Origin of the sequence: Synechococcus sp. 8F6 (genome assembly GCF_002252665.1) — a bacterium.
Classification (GTDB): Bacteria; Cyanobacteriota; Cyanobacteriia; order PCC-6307; family Cyanobiaceae; genus Cyanobium_A.
This window is the reverse complement of sequence record NZ_NQKZ01000001.1, coordinates 125,188-145,801: the sequence shown is the minus strand read 5'-3', so window position 1 is coordinate 145,801 and position 20,614 is coordinate 125,188. Positions and strand designations below refer to the sequence as shown.

Sequence of the window (20,614 nt, the reverse complement as noted above, 5' to 3'; positions counted from 1 at the left end):
TCCCCAGACCCAGCACCAACCCCCCCAGCACCAACCAGCGCAGCATGGGCTCGTCCACCAGCAGCCAGGCCCCATCCAACCCCAGGCCCGTCCGGCTGGCCATTGCCTTGGGGGATCCCGCCGGCATCGGCGCCGAGGTGATCCTCAAAGCCCTGGCCCATCCTGAATGGTGCTCAGCCGAGGCCCGCCAGCCCCTGCTGGTGGGCTGTCGCCGCTGGCTGGAAACCAGCTACCAGCAGTTGCGCCGCCACGCAGCTGCCAGCAACGGCCTCGAACCGCTGCGGGATCCCGCTGAGCTCGAGATCATCGACAGGCCCCTGGCGGAGGCCTGCCGGCCTGGCCTCAGCACGCCGGCCTGCGGAGACGCCAGCTTCGCCTGGCTCACCGACGCCGTCGAGCTGGTGCAAAGCGGTCGCTGCCAGGCCCTGGTCACCGCGCCGATCGCCAAGGCCAGCTGGCACGCCGCGGGTCACACCTACCCAGGCCAGACCGAGCGGCTGGCCGAACTGACGGGCAGCCCGGAGGCCTCGATGCTGTTCACCGCCCTGGCGCCCGTAGGCCAGTGGCGCCTGAACACCCTGCTGGCCACCACCCACATCCCCCTGGCCGCCGTGCCCCTGCAGCTCAATGCAGCCCTGGTGCAGCGCAAGCTCGATGCCCTGCTGGCCTTCTGCCAGCGCTTCAGCGCCTCCCCCCACCTGGTGGTGGCCGGGCTTAATCCCCATGCGGGGGAGGTGGGTCAACTGGGCGGCGAAGAATCCACCTGGCTGGAAGCGGCCCTGGACGCCTGGCGCCAGCGGCATCCCCAGGTGCGGCTGGAGGGGCCGCTGCCGCCCGACACCTGCTGGCTCAGCGCAGCAAGCGCCTGGAGGGGCTCAGGCTCGGGACCGGATGGGTACCTGGCGCTGTATCACGACCAAGGCCTGATTCCGGTGAAGCTGCTGGCCTTTGATGCGGCGGTGAACACCACCCTGGGCCTGCCATTTCTGCGGACCTCGCCGGATCACGGCACCGGCTTCGCCATCGCCGGCCAGGGCCTGGCCCGGGCCGACAGCATGACGGCAGCCCTGCGCACGGCCCGGGATCTGGGCTGAGGATTTAAGCGCAACCGATCAGGCCGGCCGCACCCGCATCAGCACCTGTCCAAATTCCACTGGGGTGCCGTTTTCCACCAGGATTTCGACAACCTCGCCACCCACCTCCGACTCGAGCTCGTTCATGAGCTTCATCGCCTCGAGGATGCAGACGGTTTGGCCCACCTTGATGCGAGCACCCACCTCCACGAACGGAGGCTCGCCAGGAGCCGCGGCCCGATAGAACGTCGCCACCATCGGAGCCGTGACCTCCAGCAGATCGCCGCGGCTGGCCGCGGCGGGCGGAGGCGGGGCTGAAGGGGTGGCGGGCAGGGGAGCGGCCGCGGGCAGTGACATCGCTTGGGGAGGAGCCGCTGCGGCCTGAACCACCGCCGCCGGTGCCACGCCGGGGAGATTGCGACGCACCTCCAGACGGAAATCGTCGCCCTCGAGCTTTAATTCCTGGATGTCACTGTCTCCCAGAAGGGCCAGGAGCTGGTGTAGCTGGTCTTGGTTGAGCTGCATGGCGATCAGTTCTCCCGACCGAGGTAGCTGTCGGTGCGCGTGTCGATCTTGATCTTCTCGCCGATCGAGAGGAACAGGGGCACCATCACCTGAGCTCCGGTTTCGACAATGGCGGGCTTGGTACCGCCGGTGGCGGTGTCGCCCTTGACGCCTGGATCGGTCTGGGTGATCTCGAGCACCACCGAGTTGGGAAGCTCCACCTCGAGAGGCTTGCCGTTCCACGCCACCACGTTCACCTCCATGCCCTCTTTGAGGTACTTGCGGCTGTCACCGATTTGCTTGGCGGTGAGCCGGGTTTCCTCATAGGTGCCCATGTCCATGAACACGTAGTCGTCGCCCTCCATGTAGGTGTGCTGGAGGGTGCTCTTCTCGAGCACGGCCTGGGGCAGCATCTCGCCCGCCCGGAAGGTCTTTTCCACAACGTTGCCGCTCTGCACCGCCTTGAGCTTGGTGCGCACGAAAGCCGATCCCTTGCCGGGCTTCACGTGCAAAAACTCAACGACCCTCCAGACCTGGCCATCCAGCTCAATTGAAGTACCAGTGCGAAAGTCGTTGCTGGAGATCATTCCGGCAGTTCAGATCTGGGCGATTGTACGGCTGGCTACCAGAGCGGGCCCGACGCCGGGCATCCCGAGGGCTGGAGAGTTGTGCCAAAGTCCGCTCAACAACACAGCATTGCCATGGCACGGCGCCAATCCGGGTGGACGCATCGGTCCGGATGGGCGCCTATATGGGCCGGCCTGATCAGCCTGATGGTGCTCCTGACGCTGTCAGCCCCCGCCGCCTGGGCAGCCCTGCCCCAGGGCAATGCCGTCTCCGATCCGGCGGCTTTGCTGCGCAATGCCCTGCCGATCCAGGCCCCCAACCTGCAGGATCTCCAGCACCGGCTGGAGAGCACCAGCGACGACCTCCGGGCCAAGCGCTGGCCAGCCCTGAACAGCACGGTGCGGCGCTGCGGCTCCCTGCTCGGCACCCGCAAGGCCGCCATCCTGGAGGGCTTCTCCAACGACACCAGACCCCAGGCCGCCACCCTGCTCGACCAGCTGGAAGACCAGCTGCAGGTGCTCGCCGCGGCCGCCGAACAGCAGGAACGCGATCCCTTCCTGGCCGCCCGCCGCGATGCCCTCGCCACGATCGGGGACGCGGAAGACCTGCTGGTGGGCCCCTTCCCCTTTGAGATTCCAGCCGAATTTGCTGGTCTGCCGCGGCTGCTGGGCCGGGCCACCGTGCAGCTCACCACCACCAAGGGCGACCTCACCACCGTGGTGGACGGCTACAACGCGCCCCTGACCGCCGGCGCCTTCGTGGATCTGGTGCAGCGCGGCTTCTACGACGGCCTGCCCTTCATCCGCGCCGAAGACTTTTACGTGCTGCAAACCGGTGATCCAGCCGGCCCGGAAGACGGATTCATCGACCCCAACACCAAATCCGAGCGCCGAGTCCCCTTGGAGATCAAGGTTCCCGGTCAGCCGGCGCCCTTCTACAACGAGACCTTCGAAGACCTGGGCCTGTTCAAGGCTGCCCCGGAGCTGCCCTTCTCGACCAAGGGCACCCTCGGTTGGGCCCACTCCGACGAAGTGCTCGACGATGGTTCCTCCCAGTTCTTCCTGTTTCTGTTCGAACCGGAACTGACCCCCGCCGGCCTCAATCTGATCGATGGCCGCTACGCCGCCTTTGGCTATGTAGTGGATGGCTTTGACGTGCTCGAGGAACTCACCGCCGATGACGGGATCGTCAAAGCTCGGGTGCTGGCAGGTGGCGAAAACCTCAAGCCCCAAGGCTGAAACGAACGGGCATGAAAAAGCCGCCCTGTGGGGCGGCTTTGAACCAGAGCTGATCGGCTCAACTCACTTCCAGTTCTTGGCAACGATTTCGGCGAGATCGACAACGCGCTGGCTGTAACCCCATTCGTTGTCATACCAGGCGATGACTTTGACCATATTGCCGCCCATCACCAGGGTGAGAAGAGAATCGATGATCGTGGATTCATCAGTGCCACCGTGGTCGCTTGACACCAGGGGCAGATCGCAGTACTTGATGATGCCCTTCATGGACGTTTCCGATGCCGCCTTGAGCACAGCGTTCACTTCATCCTTGGTGGTGTCGCGGCTGATATCGAGCACCATGTCGACCACCGACACGTTGGGGGTTGGCACCCGCATGGCAATGCCGCTGAGCTTGCCCTTGATCGGCGGGTAGACCAACGCCACAGCCTGGGCGGCCCCGGTGCTGGTGGGCACGATGTTCACCGCAGCGGCACGGGCACGGCGCAGGTCGCGGTGGGCCGCATCCAAAATGCGTTGGTCGCCGGTATAGCTGTGGGTGGTGGTCATCGTGCCCTTGATGATGCCGAACTCCTGGTCCAGCACCTTGATGACGGGAGCCATGCAGTTGGTGGTACAGCTGGCATTGCTGAGGATGTCCCAGTCTTCGTGGCGGTATTGATCAGCGTTGACGCCGACAACAAAAGTGCCGACTTTGGCTCCCTTACCGGGAGCCGTGAGAATCACCTTCTTGGCACCAGCTTCAAAGTGCTTGCTGGCTCCCACATCGTCGTTGAACACGCCGGTGGACTCGATCACCAGATCGACGCCCCATTCCTTCCAAGGAAGGTTGGCAGGGTTGCGGTCGTAGAAGGTTTTGATCGTCTTGCCGTTGACAACGATCGTGTCTTGGGTCGTGGTGACGTCAACGCCCCGCAGGGGGCCCAGCATCGAGTCGTACTTGAGCAGGTGGGCGTTGGTGTTGGTGTCACCGGAGCCATTGATGCCCACTAGTTCGATGCCGGTATTGGCCCCACGGCTCAGCCAGCAGCGCGTGAAGTTGCGACCGATCCGGCCAAATCCATTGATCGCAACGCGCAAAGTCATGGCCGAAAACGGCAAAAGCCGCTAGCGAAGGTGGTTTTGGCTGCAAATCATACAGAAATTGATCCGCTCTCCCCTCTTGCAAACGGGGCGTTCACGACGGACCATGCACAGACGCGCAGCATCTCGTAAAGGTTTACGGGCCGTTGTCGGCTTAGTTTCGTGCTCACCGAAGCCCTGAACCGGAGTTGCCCTTGGCACCCCTGCTCGATCGCCACCAGCCGCTTCATTTCATCGGGGTTGGCGGCATCGGCATGTCGGCCCTGGCTGGGATCCTGGCGGAACGGGGCTATGCGGTAAGCGGCTCGGATCCCCGCGATCACGCCGTGCTCGACCGCCTGCGCCGGCTGGGCGTGCGGGTGTTCCTCGAGCAGAGCGCCGCCACCGTGGCTGCAATCCGCAGCGGCACCTCCGTCGCTCCCCGGGTGGTGATCAGCTCCGCCGTTCCGGAGACCAATCCGGAGCTGGTCGAAGCCCGTCGCGTGGGGCTGGCCATCTGCCATCGCTCCGATGTGCTGGCCGCCCTGATCAACAGCCAGGCTTCGATCGCCGTGGCTGGCAGCCATGGCAAAACCACCACCAGCTCTCTGGTGGCCACGCTGTTGGCCGCCACCCACCACGACCCCACCGCCGTGATCGGTGGCATCGTGCCCGCCTTCAGCAGCAATGGCCGCCATGGGCAAGGGCGCCTGCTGGTGGCCGAAGCTGATGAATCAGATGGATCGCTGGTGAAATTCCGCGCCTCCCTGGGCGTGCTCACCAACGTTGAGCTTGATCACACCGACCACTACCCCGACCTCGAGGCCCTGATCCATACCCTGCAGCGGTTTGCCGGCAACACCGAGCGACTGCTGGCCAACCGGGACTGTCCGATCCTGCGGGAACGGTTCAAACCGGCGCACTGGTGGTCGATCGAAACGTCTGAAGGGGTCTCGTTTGCCGCGATTGCCCGCGAAGAGCGTGGGGACGGCACCGTGGCCGACTTCTACGAAGACGGCGTCGCGGTGGGCTGCTTCGAGCTGCCCCTGCCCGGCCGCCACAACCTCAGCAATGCTGTCGCCGCCATGGCCGCCTGCCGGCTGGAGGGGGTGTCGTTTGCCGAGCTGCGCCAGGCCGTCGCCGCCCTGAAAACCCCCGGGCGTCGCTTTGATTTCCGCGGGCTCTGGGAAGGCCGGCTGGTGGTCGACGACTATGCCCACCATCCCAGCGAAGTGGCGGCCACCCTGGCCATGGCCCGCCTGATGGTGACGAGCGGATGCAGCTCCCTGCCCGTGGCGCCTCGGCGTGTGGTGGCGGTGTTTCAGCCCCATCGCTACAGCCGCACAGCCCAGTTTCTGGAGGGCTTCGCCGCGGCCCTCAGCGAGGCCGATTCCGTGCTGATCGCGCCCCTCTACGCGGCCGGTGAGGCCCCGATCCCGGGCATCAGCAGCGCGGCGGTGGCTGACGCTGTGCGCAAACGGGCGCCGCAGCTGCCGGTTCAAGTGGCCGGCAGCCTCGAGGAACTGGCAGCCCAGCTGGCCAGCGCCAGCCGCGAGGGCGACCTGGTGCTGGCGATGGGGGCAGGCGATGTCAACAGCCTCTGGGATCGCCTCGGCCAATGGCAACCAGGTGCTCATGGCAGCACGGCCGACGCGGACACCGCCCTGGCGGCCTGACCCCATGGTTGCGGCCTCCAGCTGCCCTCCCGCGCTGCGCCAGGCCGTGGCGCTGCACGCCTTCACCACCTGGAAAGTGGGGGGCCCGGCCGAGTGGTTCGCCGAACCTGGCACCCAGGACGAGCTGATCGCTCTGGCGACCTGGGCCCAGATCCAGGGCCTGCCCCTGCGTTGCATCGGCGCCGGCTCCAACCTGCTGATCGCCGATGCCGGGCTGCCGGGCCTCACCCTCTGCAACCGCCGCCTGCAAGGCAGCCGGCTTGAGGCCAGCAGCGGCCTGGTGGAGGCGGAGGCCGGCGAGCCGATTCCCAGCCTGGCGCGCAAGGCAGCCCGCCTGGGGCTCAGCGGGCTGGAGTGGGCCGTGGGCATCCCCGGCACCGTGGGGGGGGCTGTGGTGATGAATGCGGGAGCCCAGGGTGGCTGCACCGCCGACTGGCTGCGGACGGTACGCGTACTGGATCCCGCCCAACCCGAAACGCCCTTCGAACTGCCGGCCGACGAGCTGGCGTTCGCCTACCGCCACAGCCGCCTCCAGGCCGAATCCTGGATCGTGCTGTCGGCCTGCTTCCAGCTGGAGCCCGGCCACGATCCCGTGGCGATCACGGCGCGCACCAGCGCCAACCTGCACAGCCGCACCAGCACCCAGCCCTACCAGCAACCCAGTTGCGGCAGTGTGTTTCGCAACCCAGAACCGCACAAAGCCGGGCGCCTGATCGAGGAGCTGGGGCTCAAGGGGCTGCAAATCGGTGAGGCCCAGGTGTCGCCGATCCATGCCAATTTCATCGTCAACACGGGCCAGGCCACCGCCGCCGACATCGATGCCCTGATCCTGGAGGTGCAACATCGGGTGATGGCCAGCCACGGCATCGCCCTTCACCCGGAAGTGAAACGGCTGGGCTTCCAGCCAGCCCCCTAGCCGACCCTTAGCCTGCAACAAACACCTCCCTTGGCATGGCTGGCTTCGGACTCCCCAACTTCGGTCAGCTCACCGAGGCCTTCAAGAAGGCCCAGGAACTCCAGCAGAACGCCCAGAAGCTCCAGGAGGAGCTCGATGGCATGGAACTGGAAGGCCGCAGCAGCGATGGCCGAGCCAGCGTCTGGCTCTCCGGCAACCAGCAGCCCCTGCGGGTGCAGCTGGCGCCGGAGCTGGTGGCCGAAGGGGCCGCAGCCAGCGAGGCCGCTGTGCTCGAAGCCCTGAAGGCGGCCTATGAGCTCTCCACCGGCACCATGAAAGGCCGAATGGAAGAGCTCACCGGCGGTCTCAATCTCAATTTGCCGGGTCTGGGGAGCTGAGCTCGCTGCTGGGGTCTTGCCCGTCTTCGGCACCCGATTGCCCGTCTGATTCCTGGTCTGGTTCCCCGTCGAGCAGTTGTTGGCGCTGACGCCGCCGGGAAGACTGACGCAAGCCTGGAGCCAAGCGCGGCTCCAACCCCTGACTGCGGCGACGCAGACCGGGCTCCGCGGACCGGCCCTGGCTGCGGCCGGCCCGCTCGCCCTCCAGCAGCAGATCGGCGAGGCATTGGCCATACAGCCCGTACCGCTCCCAGTCGCAGCCCACGGCACAGCCCGGATCACCCTGGTGCAGGCAATTGCTGAACCGACAGGACGCGGAACCGAGCCGCTGCCGGATCTCTGGGAACAAGGCCCCCAGGGCGGCGGGATCAGCGGGTAAGCGCGGACGGTTGAAGCCGGGCGTATCGGCCAACAGGGCCCCGGGCGCCAGGGGGAAGAGCTCCACATGGCGGGTGGTATGCCGCCCCCGCTGCAGCCGCCCCGATACCGCCGCCACCCGCAGACCCAGCTCCGGGCAAAGCCCGTTGAGCACGCTGCTTTTGCCCACCCCGGAGGGGCCACAGAGCACGGCAATGCCCGGCTGGGCCAGACGCTGCTGCAGCCGCTCCAGGCCCTGGCCGGTGCGGGTGGACACCGCCAGGGCCTCGTACCCCCAGGCGCTGGCCCGCCCGCACCAGTCGTCGGCCACGTCTGGGGGCACCAGATCGGCCTTGGAAAACACCAACAACACCGGCCGGCCCGTGGCCTCGGCGGTGAGCAGGAAGCGGGTGAGTTGCAGGGGGTCGAGCGCGGGCTCAGCCAAGGCGACCACCACCACCACCCGCGCCACATTGGCCACCGCGGGCCGCTCCAACAGGCCGTTGCGGGGATCCAGGGCCGCCACGGCCGCACGGCCTGCCGACCAATCGATGCCGTCAACCCGAACCCGATCGCCCACGGCGATGGTCTGGCCACTCTTGCCCAGCCGGGTGCGGCGGGTGCACAGCAACCGGCTCACGCCACTCGGGCCCGCCCGCTCCAGCTCGACCCAGCAGTAATTGGCCAGCAGGGCCACCACCAGCCCGGGTTCGCTGTGCCCGGGTTCAGCCCCCATGGCGCCGGATCCGCAGCCGCACCGCCCCGTCCTGGTCAGGATGGGGCTGGCAGTCGACCCCGTGGCCGGCACTCTCCAAGCCCTGGGTCACCAGCTGCTGGGGCTCGCCAGCATCGAGATCCACCTGGAGACAGCTGCCAGGGGCAACCTGCTCCAGGGCGAGCTTGGTGCGGATGAAGTTGAGCGGGCAGGGGGTGCCCCGCAAGTCGAGCTGGGCGGCCGGTTCGTCATCAGCGCACCCCAGCGTCAACCGAACAAACCTCCAAACAGGCCACTCTTGTGGGGGTGTTTCTGCCCTTTGCTGGTGTGGTGGCCGGCCAGCTGCTCCAGCAACTCCCGTTCCTCGCTGTTGAGCTTGGTGGGCAACTGCACTTTGATGCTCACCAGATGGTTGCCGCGGGCCACGGGATTGCCGAGCTTGGGCACCCCCTTGCCCTGCAGGGTGAGCACGGCACCAGGCTGGGTGCCGGCTGGAATCTCCAGCTGCTCCTGGCCATCGACCGTGGTCACCTCAATGGTGTCGCCCAGGATGGCCTGGAGGTAATTGAGGGTCACCTCGGAGTGGATGTGGATGCCATCGCGGCGCAAGCCGGAGGCCGACTGCACACTCAGGAACACATACAGATCGCCGGCCGGGCCACCCCGCTGGCCGGCGTTGCCTTCATTGGCGACCCGCAGCCGTGTGCCCGAATCGACGCCGGCGGGGATGTTGATCCGCAGCTTCTTGCGCACCTGCTGGAGCCCCTGGCCGCCGCAGGCGCTGCAGGGGTCGGCGATCACCTGACCTGAGCCTTCACAGGTGGGACAGGCCGCCACCTGGGTGAAGCTGCCGAAGGGAGTGCGGGTGGCGCGCCGCACCTGACCGGCGCCACCGCAGGTGCCGCAGCTGGTGGGACCGCTGCCCGCCTTCGCACCGGAGCCCTGGCAGGTGGTGCAGGTTTCGAGATGGCGGATCTGCACCTCCTTCTCGATGCCGAACACGGCCTCCTGGAAGCTGATGCTGAGATCGAGGCGCAGGTCGTCGCCCTGCCGGGGCCCTCGGCGCCGGGGGCCCGACGCACCGGGGGAGGCACCGCCAAAACCGCTGAAGAAAGTTTCAAACAGATCGGCGAAGCCGCCCATGTCGCCCATGTCGGGCATGCCACCGCCGCCGCCCAGGCCCGCCTCACCAAACTGGTCGTAGCGAGCGCGGGTCTGGGGATCGCTCAGCACCTCATAGGCCCGGCCGATCTCCTTGAATTTGTCCTCAGCGCCCGGATCCTTGTTGACATCCGGGTGGTACTGACGCGCCAGACGCCGGTAAGCCCGCTTGAGGGTGTCGGGATCAGCATCGCGGGCGATGCCCAGCAGGTCGTAGTAGTCGGCCATCAGCCGCCTTGCTCCTCAACCGGGCCGCTCTCCGAAACGGTCGCTGCACCAGCATCGGCCGGACCAGGGCCCATCGACACCTTGACCAGGGCATGCCGCAGCACCCGGCCATTGAGGTGGTAACCACGCTGCAACTCCTCGATCACCACATCTTCCGGGTGGGCGTCGCTCGGTTCGCGCAGCACCGCTTCGTGCAGGCTGGGGTCGAAGGGCTCACCCTCCACCCGCATCGGCGAGACGCCGAGCAGCTTGAACACATCCACCAACTGCTTGTAGAGGCCCTGGTAGCTGCGGTGCAGGCTTTGGGCCTCCTCATGCTGGGGGTTGAGCTGCTGACGGGCTCGATCGAAGTTGTCGACCACCGGCAGGATTTCGCCGAGCGTTGAACAGGTGATCTGCAGGCGCAGGTCCTCGCTGTCACGGCTCTGACGCTTGCGGAAGTTGTCAAAGTCGGCCGCCAGCCGCATGTACTGGCCATTGAGGGCCTCGTGCTCGGTCTTCAGTGTTGCCAGCTGGACCTCGAGCTGGGCGGCCCGGTCCAAACCAGTGGCCTCAGCTCCATCAGTCTGATCGGCGTCCACGGCCTGTTCTGAGGCACTCCCCGGGCTGGGCGGGGTCTCGATGGATTCGCCGGGATGGGAGACCTCGGCTCCCGGATTGCTATCACCGCTCATCGAGGTGTCCCCGCTCATGGCTGACATGGTCAGACTTTGTTTCTAGACATGTTGAAGCTCAGGGCCCACCTCCCACAAGCGGCGGAAGCCCGCACCTCCTGACGCCATGACTCTCACACCCTCGCGTCCTGTTCCTGAAGCCGCCAGCGAGGAGCAGCAACGCCTGGAGGTGGAACTGCTGATGGGCGAACCAGTGCTGGAGGACATCCAGCTGCAAGCTGTCGGCCAAGACCTGCTTCTGAGCGGCAAGGGACTGTGCACCGATCGCTGGCGCGAGCTGGGCGCCCTACCCCTCCACGAGTCCGATGGCCGGCTGGTCGTGGCTGTTCCCAGCCACTGGACCCCCCAGCAGCGCCAGGAGCTGCGCGAGGAACTGCAACGGGCGGGGTTTGGCGCCGATCTCCAGCTGGCCTTGGCCAGCAACCTGACCGCAGTTCTCCACGCCAGACCCCCCCAACCCAAGCCCACCTCGACCTCCAGCACCCCCCGATCCCTCACCCAGGATCTGGACATCCCCGGTGCATCGGACGGCGATCTCCAGGAGACCGCCGCTATCGAAAACCTCGAAATCAACGACACCGCGACAGCGAGCGCGAACGCCTCCCCCATCATCAGCTTGGTGGACCGGATTCTGATCGAGGCGCTGACTTCGGGAGCCAGTGACATACATGTGGAACCCCAGGAAAACTCCCTGGAGATCCGCTTTCGCCTTGACGGGGTGCTGCAGAAGCAGTTTGACGATCTGCCGAAGAGCCTGACGCCGGCCGTGACCTCAAGAATCAAGATCATGGCTGACTTGGACATCGCCGAACGGCGCTTGCCCCAAGACGGCCGGGTCCGACGCCTGTTTCGGGGCCGCAAAATGGATTTCCGGGTGAGCACGTTGCCCAGCCGCAACGGCGAAAAGATCTGCATGCGGCTGCTCGACAGCGGCGCCACCCAACTGGGCCTGGATACGCTCATCACCGACTCAGAAGCCCGAAAAATCGTGCGGGACTTGGGTTCCAAGCCCTACGGGATGCTTTTGGTCACGGGTCCAACCGGCTCGGGCAAATCGACCACGCTCTACGCCTTGCTGTCGGAACGCAACGACCCCGGCATCAACATCTCCACCGTTGAAGACCCGATCGAATACACCCTCCACGGCATCACCCAAACCCAGGTCAACCGCGAAAAGGGCCTCGACTTCAGCACAGCCCTACGTGCCTTCATGCGTCAAGACCCGGACGTACTCTTGGTAGGAGAAACGCGCGACTTAGAGACAGCAAAAACCGCGATTGAAGCCGCACTCACCGGCCACCTGGTGATGACCACTCTGCACTGCAACGACACGGCCAGTGCTATCGCCAGACTGGACGAAATGGGCGTGGAGCCCTTCATGGTGAGCGCCTCGCTGCTGGGCATCGTCTCCCAGCGGCTGGTACGACGCGTGTGCCCCGATTGCCGCATACCTTACAAGCCCAGCCATGAAGATCTCGGCCGTTTTGGCCTCTTGAGCAGCCACGAAACGAATGTGAACTTCTTTCGGGCAAACACCCAGCAGAACAGCCAGGAGGGGTGCTGCCCAACCTGCAACGGGTCTGGTTACAAGGGGCGCGTCGGTGTCTACGAAGTTCTACGAATGAACGACACGCTCGCTGCGGCTGTGGCCAAACGGGAAACCACAGATGTGATCCGCCGGATGGCCCTGGAAGGCGGCATGAAAACCCTTTTAGGCTATGGACTCCAACTCGTCCGAGAAGGTCTCACAACGTTGACGGAAGTTGAGCGCATGCTGTTGACCGACTCCGGGCTCGAATCAGAACGTCGGTCTCGCTCGCTCAGCACGCTCACCTGCAACTGCTGCGGTGCAGGACTGCAGGATGAATGGCTTGAATGTCCCTACTGTCTGACCAGCCGCTGAACGCCCCATGGCCGTGATGATCGAAGACCTGATGAGCCAACTGGTGAGAGATGGTGGCAGTGATCTCCACATCAGCGCCGGGGTGCCACCCTACGGGCGTTTCAATGGTCAACTCAGGGCCCTACAGGATGAACCATTAGCTGAAGAAGATTGCAACAAGCTGATCTTCTCGATGCTCAACAATGCCCAGCGCAAACAACTCGAGCAAACCTGGGAACTGGACTGCGCCTACGGTCTCAAAGGGGTCGCACGATTCCGGGTCAATGTGTATCGCCAGCGGGGGACCTATGCTGCCTGCCTGAGAGCTCTCGGCAACAGCGTACCCGCCCTGGAAAACCTCGGTCTGCCTCCAATTGTTGAGGAAATGAGTCACATGCCAAAGGGGCTAATTCTTGTTACCGGACCCACCGGCTCAGGCAAAACAACGACCCTGGCTGCCATTCTGGAGCACATCAACCAAACACGTGCTGAACACATCCTCACCATAGAAGATCCGATCGAATTTACCTACAAACCTGTCAAGAGTGTGATCCACCAGCGTCAACTCAATGACGACACCCGTAGCTTTGCCAACGCCCTTAAAGCCGCCCTGCGGGAAGATCCGGATGTAATCCTTGTGGGAGAACTGCGCGATCTGGAAACCATCCAGCTAGCCATCACAGCGGCAGAAACCGGTCACCTGGTGTTCGGCACCCTGCACACCAGTTCCGCAGCCCAAACGGTCGATCGCATGGTGGACGTCTTTCCACCCAGCCAGCAGACCCAGATTCGCGTCCAGCTGAGCAGCAGCCTCGTGGCCGTGTTCGCCCAGACCCTCTGCAAACGCCACAACCCAAGTCCTGGTCAATTTGGACGGGTGATGGCCCAGGAAATCATGATCAACACGCCGGCCACCGCCAACCTGATTCGGGAGGGCAAAACGGCTCAGCTCTACTCCCAGATCCAGACCGGTGGCCAGCTCTCCATGCAAACCCTTGAAAAAGCCCTGGGCGATCTGGTGCTCAGCAACCAGGTGACCATGGACGAAGCCCTGCTGAAAACCTCTCGGCCCGAGGAACTCAAACGCCTCGTGACCCAACTGAGCTGATCTTCGGCCACCCCCAGAGCCATGGCCACATTCATCGCCACCTACATCAATCCCCAGGGCAAGTCGGCGCTGATCGACGTTGAGGCAGCCGATCCAGTCCAGGCCAAACGCAGCCTGCGCCTGCGGGGCATTCGAGCCACCGAAATCAAAGTCAAACCAAATGCGACCGCCACCAGCTCAAGTGCAGCTGCCCAACTGAACAACAAGCTGAGGTTTTCCAAGCTGAATGAACTGCTGGAAGCCAAGCCCGGCATCAAGGAGAAAGCTGTATTTGCCAGCAAGATGGCCGCCCTCGTCAATGCCGGGGTACCGATTGTGCGCAGCATCGACTTGATGGCATCCCAGCAGAAGATGCCGCTGTTCAAACGTGCCCTCCAGTCGGTCAGTCTAGAAGTGAACCAAGGAATGTCGTTGGGTGAAGCGCTGCGCCGTTGGCCCAAGGTGTTCGACAAGCTGAGCATCGCCATGGTGGAAGCCGGTGAGGCCGGTGGCGTCCTTGATGAATCGCTCAGGCGGCTGGCCAAGCTGCTGGAGGACAACGCCAAGTTGCAGAACCAGATCAAAGGCGCCCTGGGCTACCCGGTGGCAGTGCTTGTCATCGCTGTTGCAGTTTTTCTAGGAATGACAATCTTCCTCGTTCCTACCTTCGCTGAGATTTTTGACAGCCTGGGCGCCGATCTGCCTTGGTTCACCCAAATGATGGTGGATCTCAGCAGTCTTCTGCGCTCAACCTTTTCGCTCTACCTAGGGCTCGGTCTGATTGTTTTCGTCTATCTCTTCAGCAAATTCTATGCCACTCCCATTGGCCGTCGCCGGGTGGATGCCATCATTCTCAAACTTCCTCTGTTTGGCGAACTGATTCAAAAGACAGCCACAGCTCAATTCTGCCGAACCTTCAGCTCCCTAACCCGAGCTGGTGTCCCGATTTTGATGTCGCTGGACATTGTGCGAGAAATCACCAACAACTCCATCATTTCAGACGCGATCACCAACAGTCGCGAAGATGTTCTCCAGGGCATTCCATTGAGCGTGGCCCTCGGACGCATGAATGTCTTTCCAGATATGTCAATCAGCATGCTCTCGATCGGCGAAGAAACGGGCGAGATGGATGCCATGCTCTCCAAGGTTGCCGACTTCTACGAAGACGAAGTGGAAGCCATTGTCAAAGCCCTCACCTCGATGTTGGAGCCAGCCATGATCGTGCTAGTGGGCGGAATCGTTGGCTCCATTCTTCTGGCAATGTATATGCCCATGTTTGCCGTTTTTGAAAATATCAAATAGTGCTGGGGGTTATTCAGTTGCCAGAGCCTGACCGGCCAGCCAACCACTGCTCCAGCAGTGCTGAAAGTTGAATCCCCCGGTCACGCCATCCACATCCAGCAGTTCACCCACCAGGTAGAGGCCGGCGTGCTGGCGGCTCTCCATCGTCGCGAGATTCACCTCCCCCAAGGGAATGCCGCCCGCCGTCACGAATTCCTCGCCGAAGGGGCCCCGTCCCGTGACCGCCACCCGGGTGTCGCGCAGCGCCGTGATCAGCAGCTGCTGGTGTCGCTTGGCCAGGTCGGCCCAGCGCTGCTGGGGATCGAGGCCATGGCGCTGCAGCAGGGCCAGCCAGAGGCGCCGGCTGAGGGCGGGCCAGGGCCGCCAATTGGCCAGCTGCCGCTTGGCCTGAACCCGCTTCGCTTCGGCAAACAGGGCGTCGAGATCCTGCTGGGACTGGCCGCCGCTCCAGTCGAGCCGCAACTCCCCCCGGTAGCCGGCGGCCTTGAGGGCCCGGGCGGCAAAGGCGGTGAGACGCAGGGTGGCCGGACCGGACAACCCCCAGTGGGTGATCAGCACCGGCCCGCGCTGGCGGAAACGCTGTTCAGCGCCACCGCCGCCGGCTTGCGGATCCGCTGGCAGATGCAGGGCCAGCTCCACGGGATCCATCACCACTCCCGCCAACTCCAGCAGGGGATCGCCCGCCAGAGCGAGCGTGAACAGCGACGGCACGGGCGACACCAGCCCATGGCCGAGGGCGGCGGCAAGCTGGCGGCCGCTGGGGTGACTCCCCGTGGCCAACACCAGCCGATCGGCGGCCATCGTCTGGCCACCGCGCAGCCGCAAGTCAAAACCGCTCCCAGCCCGGGGACTGGCCTGCTGCAGCGCCACCCCGGTGTGCAGCTGCACGCCGGCCTGCAGGGCCGCCCGGCGCAGGGTGGCGGCCACCGACTCGGAGCGGTTGGAGCGAGGGAACAGCCGGCCGTCGGCCTCCTCCACCAGCTCCAGGCCGTGCGCGTCGAACCAGGCCACCGCATCGCCCGTGGCGAAGCGAGAGAAAGGGCCCCGCAGGGCCTGGCCGCCGCGGGGGTAGTGACCCACCAGCGCCCGCGGATCCCAGCAGGCATGGGTGACATTGCAGCGCCCGCCGCCACTGATCAACACCTTGTGCAGCGGCTCGGCGGTGGCCTCGAGCAGAACAATGTTGCGGACGCCCGCCTCAGCGGCTGCGATGGCGGCCATGAATCCGGCGGCGCCACCACCTGCCACCACCACGGCGGCATGGCTCGGGAGGCTCACGGAGCAGCAGGGCGGGGGACACGGGTGGGCAGCATGGGGTGATGGGCCAGACCGATCCAGCCAGCTTTCGCTTCAGTGTGGCTCCGATGATGGACTACACAGATCGGCACTTCCGGGTGTTGATGCGGCAGATCACCCGGCGCAGCCTGCTATACACCGAAATGGTGGTGGCCCAGGCCCTGCACCACGCCCGCCTGGAACCCGGAGCCAGCGCGCCGGGGGGCCGGCTGGAGCGGCTCCTGGGCTTCGATCCGATCGAGAAACCCCTGGCCCTGCAGGTGGGCGGAGATGATCCGGCCTTGCTGGCGGAGGCCGCCCAGCTGGCGGCCGACTGGGGCTACGACGAAATCAACCTCAACGTGGGCTGCCCCAGCGAAAAAGTCCAGAAGGGTCGCTTCGGAGCCTGCCTGATGGCCGAACCCGACCAAGTGGCACGCGGCGTCGCCGCCATGGCCGCCGCCAGCCCACTGCCGGTGACGGTGAAACACCGGATTGGCATCGACGCCCGCGACTCCTACGCCGAGCTGCTGGCCTTCGTGGATGCGGTGGCTGCCGCGGGAGCTCAGCGCTTTGCGGTGCACGCGCGCAAGGCGTGGCTGGAGGGGCTGGATCCCAAGCAAAACCGCACGATTCCGCCCCTGCGTTACGACATCGTGCACCAGCTCAAACGGGATCGGGCCGGGCTGACCATCGAACTCAACGGGGGCCTGGAGAGCCTGGAGAGCTGTTTGACACACCTGGAGCAGCTGGATGGGGCCATGGTGGGCCGGGCCGCCTATGCCCATCCCCTGCAGTGGGCTGCAGTGGATCAGCGGGTGTTCGCCGACACCAGCCGGCCTCCGGCCAGCGCTTCGCACGTGGTGCGCGGGCTGATTCCCTACGCCGAGCAGTGGCGCAGCCGGGGCGAGCGGCTCTGGCCGATCGCGCGCCACCTGGTGCACGTGGTGGAGGGTGTGAACGGCGCCCGGCGCTGGCGCCAGCAGCTCACCCAAGCCGCCGGAGACCGGCAGGCCGGTGCTGAGGTGCTGGAGGCCGCCGCTCGGGCCCTGGAGGAACGGGGGTATTAACCCTCGGCGCTGCCACTGCGGCGGCGCCGGGTGCGGCCGGCATCAAAGCCATCGCTCGGCGCAGCACTGCCAGCGCCGTAGCTGCGGTCTTCCCAGCCCCGAGCCCCTGAACCCCGATCTCCACCACCACCGGCACCGGCGTAGCCCCCGCCGCTATCTCCGCGGTTGTAGCCCCCGCCGCCGCCATAACCACCAGCGCCTGCATAGCCGCCGCCACCGCCGTAGCCACCACGACGCTGACCTCCTCCTCCTCCGCCACCACCAGCTCCCCGGGGCTCCGCCTTGTTGATGCGCAGGGGGCGGCCCATCAGCTCGGCGCCTTGCAGCGAATCAATGGCTTTGCTTTCCGCGGTGTCATCCGACATTTCCACAAACGCGAAACCACGCTTGCGCCCGGTCTCGCGTTCGAGGGGCAGCGAACAGTTGACCACTTCACCGAAGGGTGCAAACAATTCCGCTACGTCGTCCTGCTCAGCGCGGAAGGGAAGGTTGCCGACAAAAATGCTCACGAACCAGAGGGGCCGCTAACCAAAACAGCCTAAGACCCCCGGCGAGGCCTACTTCCCCTCAGGGGGCAACACGGATCCGGATTCGCTGCAACTGCTGCTGAACCTGCTCGAAACCGGTGCCGCCCTCACTGCGGCGGGCCGCCACCACCTGCTGGGGAGTGATGGCGGCGTAGATGTCGGCTTCAAAAGCAGGATGGAGCTGCTGCCAGCGCTCCAGCGGCAGGTCCCGCAGCAAAATCCCCTCCGCCAGACATCCCTTCACCAGGCCGCCGACCAGTTGATAGGCCTCGCGGAAGGGCACACCCTTCGCCACCAGATAGTCGGCCACATCGGTGGCATTGGAGAAATCCGCCGCCACCGCCGCCTCCAGCCGCTGGGGCCGAAACTCCAGACCTTCCTCAAACAGAATCGCCATCGCCTCCAGGCAATCAAGACAGGTGCGCACCCCATCGAACAGGGCTTCCTTGTCCTCCTGGAAGTCCTTGTTGTAGGCAAGGGGCAGGCCCTTGATCATGGTGAGCAGCCCCATCAGGTGGCCGAACACGCGGCCGCTCTTGCCCCGCACCAGCTCCGGAACGTCGGGGTTCTTTTTCTGGGGCATCAGGCTGCTGCCGGTGGCGCAGCGGTCGGTGAGGCCCACGAAGCCGAACTCCTCGGAAGCCCAGAGAATCACCTCCTCACTGAGGCGGCTGAGGTGCACCAACACCAGGCTGGCGGCCGCCATGAACTCCACCGCAAAATCCCGGTCGCTGACCGCATCGAGGCTGTTGGCGTAGATGGCCTCGAAGCCCAGCTCCTCGGCCGTCTGGCGCCGATCGATCGGCACGGGAGTGCCGGCCAGGGCCGCCGCCCCCAGCGGGCAGATGTTGACCCTCTGGCGTACATCGGCAAACCGGGAGCGATCCCGCTCTGCCATCTCGATGTAGGCCAGCAGGTGGTGGGCCAGGCACACCGGCTGGGCCCGCTGCAGGTGGGTGTAGCCGGGGATTAAAACGCTGCTGTGACGCTCGGCCTGGGCCAGCAGGGCCCGCTCAAAACGCAGCAGCGCCGCATCGATGGCGTCGATCTGGCCCCGCAACCAAAGGCGCAGATCAGTGCCCACCTGGTCGTTGCGGGAGCGGCCGGTGTGGAGCTTTTTGCCCAGGGGCCCCAGGAGCTCGATCAGGCGCCGCTCCACGGCGAAATGGACGTCTTCGGCCTCCAGCCCTGGGTTGAAGTCACCCCTGGCGGCTTCAGCGCGGATCGCCTCCAACCCCTCGATCAACCGGCTGGCTTCGTCCTCGGCAATCACGCCACAGCGACCCAGCATGCGGGCATGGGCGATCGAGCCATCGAGGTCCTGCTGCAACAACGTGATGTCGAAGCCGATCGAAGCGTTGAAACGCTCGATGGCCGGATGCAGACCCTGCTCGAAGCGCTGGCTCCAGGTGGAGGCGGTGGAATCAACGGCCATTCGGGACTTGGCAAGCTGCGCGGGGCAGAAGGTTTGCTTCGCAGGCAATCAGCTTGGCAGGGAGGGCAGCATCACCTCCTCCCGCACCTTGAGCACCACCATCGAGGCGTCATCGTCGAGCTGCCGATCGGCCCCCACAAAACGATCGAGCCGGGCGAACAGCTGATCGAGAATCCCCTGGGCGCCGATGCCGGAGCGGCAGGCCCCCTGCAGGTGCCGCACCAACCGCTCCTCGTCGAAACGGTCGCCACTGAAGCCCGTGGCTTCCGTCACGCCATCGGTGTAATAGAGCAGGACATCGCCTGGATCGAGCACGGTCTGCTCGAGCCCGTAATCGGCTTCGCTCTGCAAACCGATCAGCAGCCCGGGGGCATCGAGGCGCTCCACCTGGTTGCGCTGGCGGCGCCAGATCAAGGGCGGATTGTGGGCCGCATTGGCAAAGCGCAGCAGGCGGGTGCGGGGGTCGTAGTCGGAATAGAACAGGGTGACGAACCGGTGCGACTGGGCCAGGTCCTCCTGGGCCAGCTGGTTGAGGTCGTGGAGGATCCGCTCGGGGGAGTGGCCGCTCAGCACCTCGGCCCGCAACATGCCGCGCAGCAGGGTCATCAGCAGGCCGGCCGGCACTCCCTTGCCCATCACGTCCCCCATCACCAGAGCCCAGCGAGCCTGCTCACGGCGGCGGCCCAACAGCTGGGGCCGGGTGGGGATGAAGTCGTAGTAATCACCCCCCACCTGGAAGGCGGGGCGGCAGCGGGCCGCCAGCTCCACGCCGTCGATCAGCGGACAGCGATCCGGCAACAGCTGGGCCTGGATCTCGGCGCCAATGCTGAGCTGACGGTCCAAGCGCTCGTGGCGCCGCATGGTTTGCAGCAGCGCCTCGTTTTCCAGGGCCACGGCGGTGAGATCGGCCACCAGCTGCAGGTGGCGGCGGTGCACTTCGCTCCAGGCAAACCCCTTGCGGCCACTGAAGACATACAAACGACCCCGCTGCAGGCTGCGGGACACCACCGACGTGGCAAACACCTGCTCTCCCCCCAGCAGCCGGCCGATGCGCTGGTCGAGCAGGGCGACCACCGCCGCTTCGCCGCTGAGGGCCGCCAGCTCGGCATCACCGAGGGCCGCCAACTGGCGCACCAACTCAGCGCAGCGCTCCACCGGGGTGGCCTGCAGTTGCTCGCGCCAGAGGCGACCGTCCTCGTGGAACACCACCAGCACGGCCCCTTTCGCCTCCACCAGGCGGGTAGCCACCACGGGCACCAGCTCCAGAAACCGGCCCAGGTTGGTGAAGCTGCGCAGGGCGAAGGCCAACGAGGCGAGCAGCTCCTGGTTGCGCCGCTGCTCCCGGTTGAGGCTGTCGAGCAACTGACGCAGCGAGGCCGCAGCCGAGAGCACCGGGGCGGCGGCAGACGCGGCCTGCTGATGCGGGTGGGGGGGCGGCTTGTTGCTCACCGATTGCTCACGGGACGGCCGCGGCGAGCCCGCAAGATA

Annotated in this window: 20 protein-coding genes; 9 read left to right on the top strand and 11 right to left on the bottom strand. The window is 65.5% G+C overall.

The features are described from left to right. The first annotated feature begins 44 nt into the window (after positions 1-44). Positions 45-1,094: a 4-hydroxythreonine-4-phosphate dehydrogenase PdxA gene (gene pdxA / locus CJZ78_RS00725; RefSeq protein WP_094558979.1), complete on the top strand. Its 1,050-nt coding sequence runs from the start codon at positions 45-47 to the stop codon at positions 1,092-1,094. A gap of 18 nt (positions 1,095-1,112) precedes the next feature. Here the strand turns inward: pdxA and accB are convergent, their stop codons facing one another. Both accB and efp read right to left on the bottom strand, forming a co-directional pair. Beyond that, the gene (accB, locus tag CJZ78_RS00720; protein ID WP_094558978.1) at positions 1,113-1,598 is read right to left on the bottom strand and encodes an acetyl-CoA carboxylase biotin carboxyl carrier protein; all 486 of its coding nucleotides are present in this window, start codon (positions 1,596-1,598) and stop codon (positions 1,113-1,115) included. A 5-nt stretch (positions 1,599-1,603) separates the two neighbouring features. Then, positions 1,604-2,164 carry an elongation factor P gene (efp, locus tag CJZ78_RS00715; RefSeq protein WP_094558977.1) on the bottom strand — a complete coding sequence of 187 codons (561 nt, stop codon included), beginning with the start codon at positions 2,162-2,164 and terminating at the stop codon, positions 1,604-1,606. A 186-nt stretch (positions 2,165-2,350) separates the two neighbouring features. Between efp and CJZ78_RS00710 the strand changes: the two genes are divergently transcribed. Then, on the top strand, positions 2,351-3,382 hold the full coding sequence (locus tag CJZ78_RS00710) for a peptidylprolyl isomerase (RefSeq protein ID WP_233128381.1): 1,032 nt from the start codon (positions 2,351-2,353) through the stop codon (positions 3,380-3,382). 63 nt (positions 3,383-3,445) lie between these two features. On the opposite strand, the gene gap is transcribed toward CJZ78_RS00710, so the two are convergent. Then, complete coding sequence (gene gap / locus CJZ78_RS00705) at positions 3,446-4,468, bottom strand: type I glyceraldehyde-3-phosphate dehydrogenase (RefSeq protein WP_094559209.1); 1,023 nt, start codon at positions 4,466-4,468, stop codon at positions 3,446-3,448. Between the two features lie 191 nt (positions 4,469-4,659). Between gap and murC the strand changes: the two genes are divergently transcribed. From murC to CJZ78_RS00690, 3 genes are read left to right on the top strand one after another with little or no spacing between them, the layout of a single operon-like run. Continuing rightward, a complete protein-coding gene (murC, locus tag CJZ78_RS00700; protein WP_094559208.1) occupies positions 4,660-6,120 on the top strand; it encodes a UDP-N-acetylmuramate--L-alanine ligase in 1,461 nt (486 codons plus the stop codon). Positions 6,121-6,124: 4 nt separating this feature from the next. Further along, the gene (gene murB, locus CJZ78_RS00695) at positions 6,125-7,036 is read left to right on the top strand and encodes a UDP-N-acetylmuramate dehydrogenase (RefSeq protein ID WP_094558975.1); all 912 of its coding nucleotides are present in this window, start codon (positions 6,125-6,127) and stop codon (positions 7,034-7,036) included. Positions 7,037-7,071: 35 nt separating this feature from the next. Next, positions 7,072-7,413 (top strand): YbaB/EbfC family nucleoid-associated protein, encoded by a 342-nt coding sequence (locus tag CJZ78_RS00690; RefSeq protein WP_094558974.1) that lies wholly within the window; start codon positions 7,072-7,074, stop codon positions 7,411-7,413. On the opposite strand, the gene rsgA is transcribed toward CJZ78_RS00690, so the two are convergent. From rsgA to grpE, 4 genes are read right to left on the bottom strand one after another with little or no spacing between them, the layout of a single operon-like run. Next, positions 7,388-8,506, bottom strand: coding sequence for a ribosome small subunit-dependent GTPase A (rsgA, locus tag CJZ78_RS00685; RefSeq protein WP_094558973.1), 1,119 nt, complete (start codon positions 8,504-8,506; stop codon positions 7,388-7,390). The two genes, CJZ78_RS00690 and rsgA, sit on opposite strands and share 26 nt — an antisense overlap. Next, a complete protein-coding gene (locus tag CJZ78_RS00680) occupies positions 8,496-8,756 on the bottom strand; it encodes a sulfurtransferase TusA family protein (RefSeq protein ID WP_233128380.1) in 261 nt (86 codons plus the stop codon). Before CJZ78_RS00680 ends, rsgA begins: the two co-directional genes overlap by 11 nt. Continuing rightward, positions 8,753-9,874, bottom strand: coding sequence for a molecular chaperone DnaJ (gene dnaJ / locus CJZ78_RS00675; protein ID WP_094558972.1), 1,122 nt, complete (start codon positions 9,872-9,874; stop codon positions 8,753-8,755). The genes CJZ78_RS00680 and dnaJ overlap by 4 nt, the downstream gene beginning before the upstream one ends. Next, positions 9,874-10,566, bottom strand: coding sequence for a nucleotide exchange factor GrpE (gene grpE, locus CJZ78_RS00670; RefSeq protein WP_094558971.1), 693 nt, complete (start codon positions 10,564-10,566; stop codon positions 9,874-9,876). Before grpE ends, dnaJ begins: the two co-directional genes overlap by 1 nt. Positions 10,567-10,654: 88 nt before the next feature. Between grpE and CJZ78_RS00665 the strand changes: the two genes are divergently transcribed. Genes CJZ78_RS00665 through CJZ78_RS00655 form a run of 3 tightly spaced genes read left to right on the top strand, consistent with a single transcriptional unit; the run spans position 10,655 to position 14,819 of the window. Further along, entirely contained in the window at positions 10,655-12,451 is a 1,797-nt protein-coding gene (locus CJZ78_RS00665; RefSeq protein ID WP_094558970.1) for a GspE/PulE family protein, read from the top strand. A gap of 7 nt (positions 12,452-12,458) precedes the next feature. Then, positions 12,459-13,538, top strand: coding sequence for a type IV pilus twitching motility protein PilT (locus tag CJZ78_RS00660; RefSeq protein WP_094558969.1), 1,080 nt, complete (start codon positions 12,459-12,461; stop codon positions 13,536-13,538). A gap of 21 nt (positions 13,539-13,559) precedes the next feature. Then, positions 13,560-14,819: a type II secretion system F family protein gene (locus CJZ78_RS00655; RefSeq protein WP_094558968.1), complete on the top strand. Its 1,260-nt coding sequence runs from the start codon at positions 13,560-13,562 to the stop codon at positions 14,817-14,819. A gap of 9 nt (positions 14,820-14,828) precedes the next feature. Here CJZ78_RS00655 and CJZ78_RS00650 read toward each other — a convergent pair whose 3' ends face one another. Continuing rightward, complete coding sequence (locus CJZ78_RS00650) at positions 14,829-16,040, bottom strand: NAD(P)/FAD-dependent oxidoreductase (protein ID WP_094559206.1); 1,212 nt, start codon at positions 16,038-16,040, stop codon at positions 14,829-14,831. 98 nt (positions 16,041-16,138) lie between these two features. On the opposite strand from CJZ78_RS00650, the gene dusA reads away from it, so the two are divergent. Continuing rightward, the gene (gene dusA / locus CJZ78_RS00645; protein WP_094558967.1) at positions 16,139-17,164 is read left to right on the top strand and encodes a tRNA dihydrouridine(20/20a) synthase DusA; all 1,026 of its coding nucleotides are present in this window, start codon (positions 16,139-16,141) and stop codon (positions 17,162-17,164) included. Here the strand turns inward: dusA and CJZ78_RS00640 are convergent. From CJZ78_RS00640 to CJZ78_RS00630, 3 genes are read right to left on the bottom strand one after another with little or no spacing between them, the layout of a single operon-like run. Continuing rightward, on the bottom strand, positions 17,161-17,673 hold the full coding sequence (locus CJZ78_RS00640; RefSeq protein WP_094558966.1) for an RNA-binding protein: 513 nt from the start codon (positions 17,671-17,673) through the stop codon (positions 17,161-17,163). The two genes, dusA and CJZ78_RS00640, sit on opposite strands and share 4 nt — an antisense overlap. 58 nt (positions 17,674-17,731) lie before the next feature. Continuing rightward, the gene (argH, locus tag CJZ78_RS00635) at positions 17,732-19,126 is read right to left on the bottom strand and encodes an argininosuccinate lyase (RefSeq protein ID WP_094558965.1); all 1,395 of its coding nucleotides are present in this window, start codon (positions 19,124-19,126) and stop codon (positions 17,732-17,734) included. Positions 19,127-19,174: 48 nt separating this feature from the next. Beyond that, complete coding sequence (locus CJZ78_RS00630) at positions 19,175-20,575, bottom strand: PP2C family protein-serine/threonine phosphatase (RefSeq protein ID WP_094558964.1); 1,401 nt, start codon at positions 20,573-20,575, stop codon at positions 19,175-19,177. Positions 20,576-20,614: the final 39 nt, after the last annotated feature.

Bases quoted from the DNA above. Each gene is read 5' to 3' on its own strand.
- dnaJ (WP_094558972.1), bottom strand. From the start codon at position 9,874: ATGGCCGACTACTACGACCTGCTGGGCATCGCCCGCGATGCTGATCCC.
- CJZ78_RS00655 (WP_094558968.1), top strand. From the start codon at position 13,560: ATGGCCACATTCATCGCCACCTACATCAATCCCCAGGGCAAGTCGGCG.
- gap (WP_094559209.1), bottom strand. From the start codon at position 4,468: ATGACTTTGCGCGTTGCGATCAATGGATTTGGCCGGATCGGTCGCAAC.
- grpE (WP_094558971.1), bottom strand. From the start codon at position 10,566: ATGAGCGGGGACACCTCGATGAGCGGTGATAGCAATCCGGGAGCCGAG.
- CJZ78_RS00665 (WP_094558970.1), top strand. From the start codon at position 10,655: ATGACTCTCACACCCTCGCGTCCTGTTCCTGAAGCCGCCAGCGAGGAG.
- efp (WP_094558977.1), bottom strand. From the start codon at position 2,164: ATGATCTCCAGCAACGACTTTCGCACTGGTACTTCAATTGAGCTGGAT.
- dusA (WP_094558967.1), top strand. From the start codon at position 16,139: ATGGGCCAGACCGATCCAGCCAGCTTTCGCTTCAGTGTGGCTCCGATG.
- rsgA (WP_094558973.1), bottom strand. From the start codon at position 8,506: ATGGGGGCTGAACCCGGGCACAGCGAACCCGGGCTGGTGGTGGCCCTG.
- accB (WP_094558978.1), bottom strand. From the start codon at position 1,598: ATGCAGCTCAACCAAGACCAGCTACACCAGCTCCTGGCCCTTCTGGGA.
- pdxA (WP_094558979.1), top strand. From the start codon at position 45: ATGGGCTCGTCCACCAGCAGCCAGGCCCCATCCAACCCCAGGCCCGTC.
- CJZ78_RS00710 (WP_233128381.1), top strand. From the start codon at position 2,351: ATGGTGCTCCTGACGCTGTCAGCCCCCGCCGCCTGGGCAGCCCTGCCC.
- argH (WP_094558965.1), bottom strand. From the start codon at position 19,126: ATGGCCGTTGATTCCACCGCCTCCACCTGGAGCCAGCGCTTCGAGCAG.
- CJZ78_RS00690 (WP_094558974.1), top strand. From the start codon at position 7,072: ATGGCTGGCTTCGGACTCCCCAACTTCGGTCAGCTCACCGAGGCCTTC.
- CJZ78_RS00660 (WP_094558969.1), top strand. From the start codon at position 12,459: ATGGCCGTGATGATCGAAGACCTGATGAGCCAACTGGTGAGAGATGGT.
- murB (WP_094558975.1), top strand. From the start codon at position 6,125: ATGGTTGCGGCCTCCAGCTGCCCTCCCGCGCTGCGCCAGGCCGTGGCG.
- CJZ78_RS00650 (WP_094559206.1), bottom strand. From the start codon at position 16,040: ATGGCCGCCATCGCAGCCGCTGAGGCGGGCGTCCGCAACATTGTTCTG.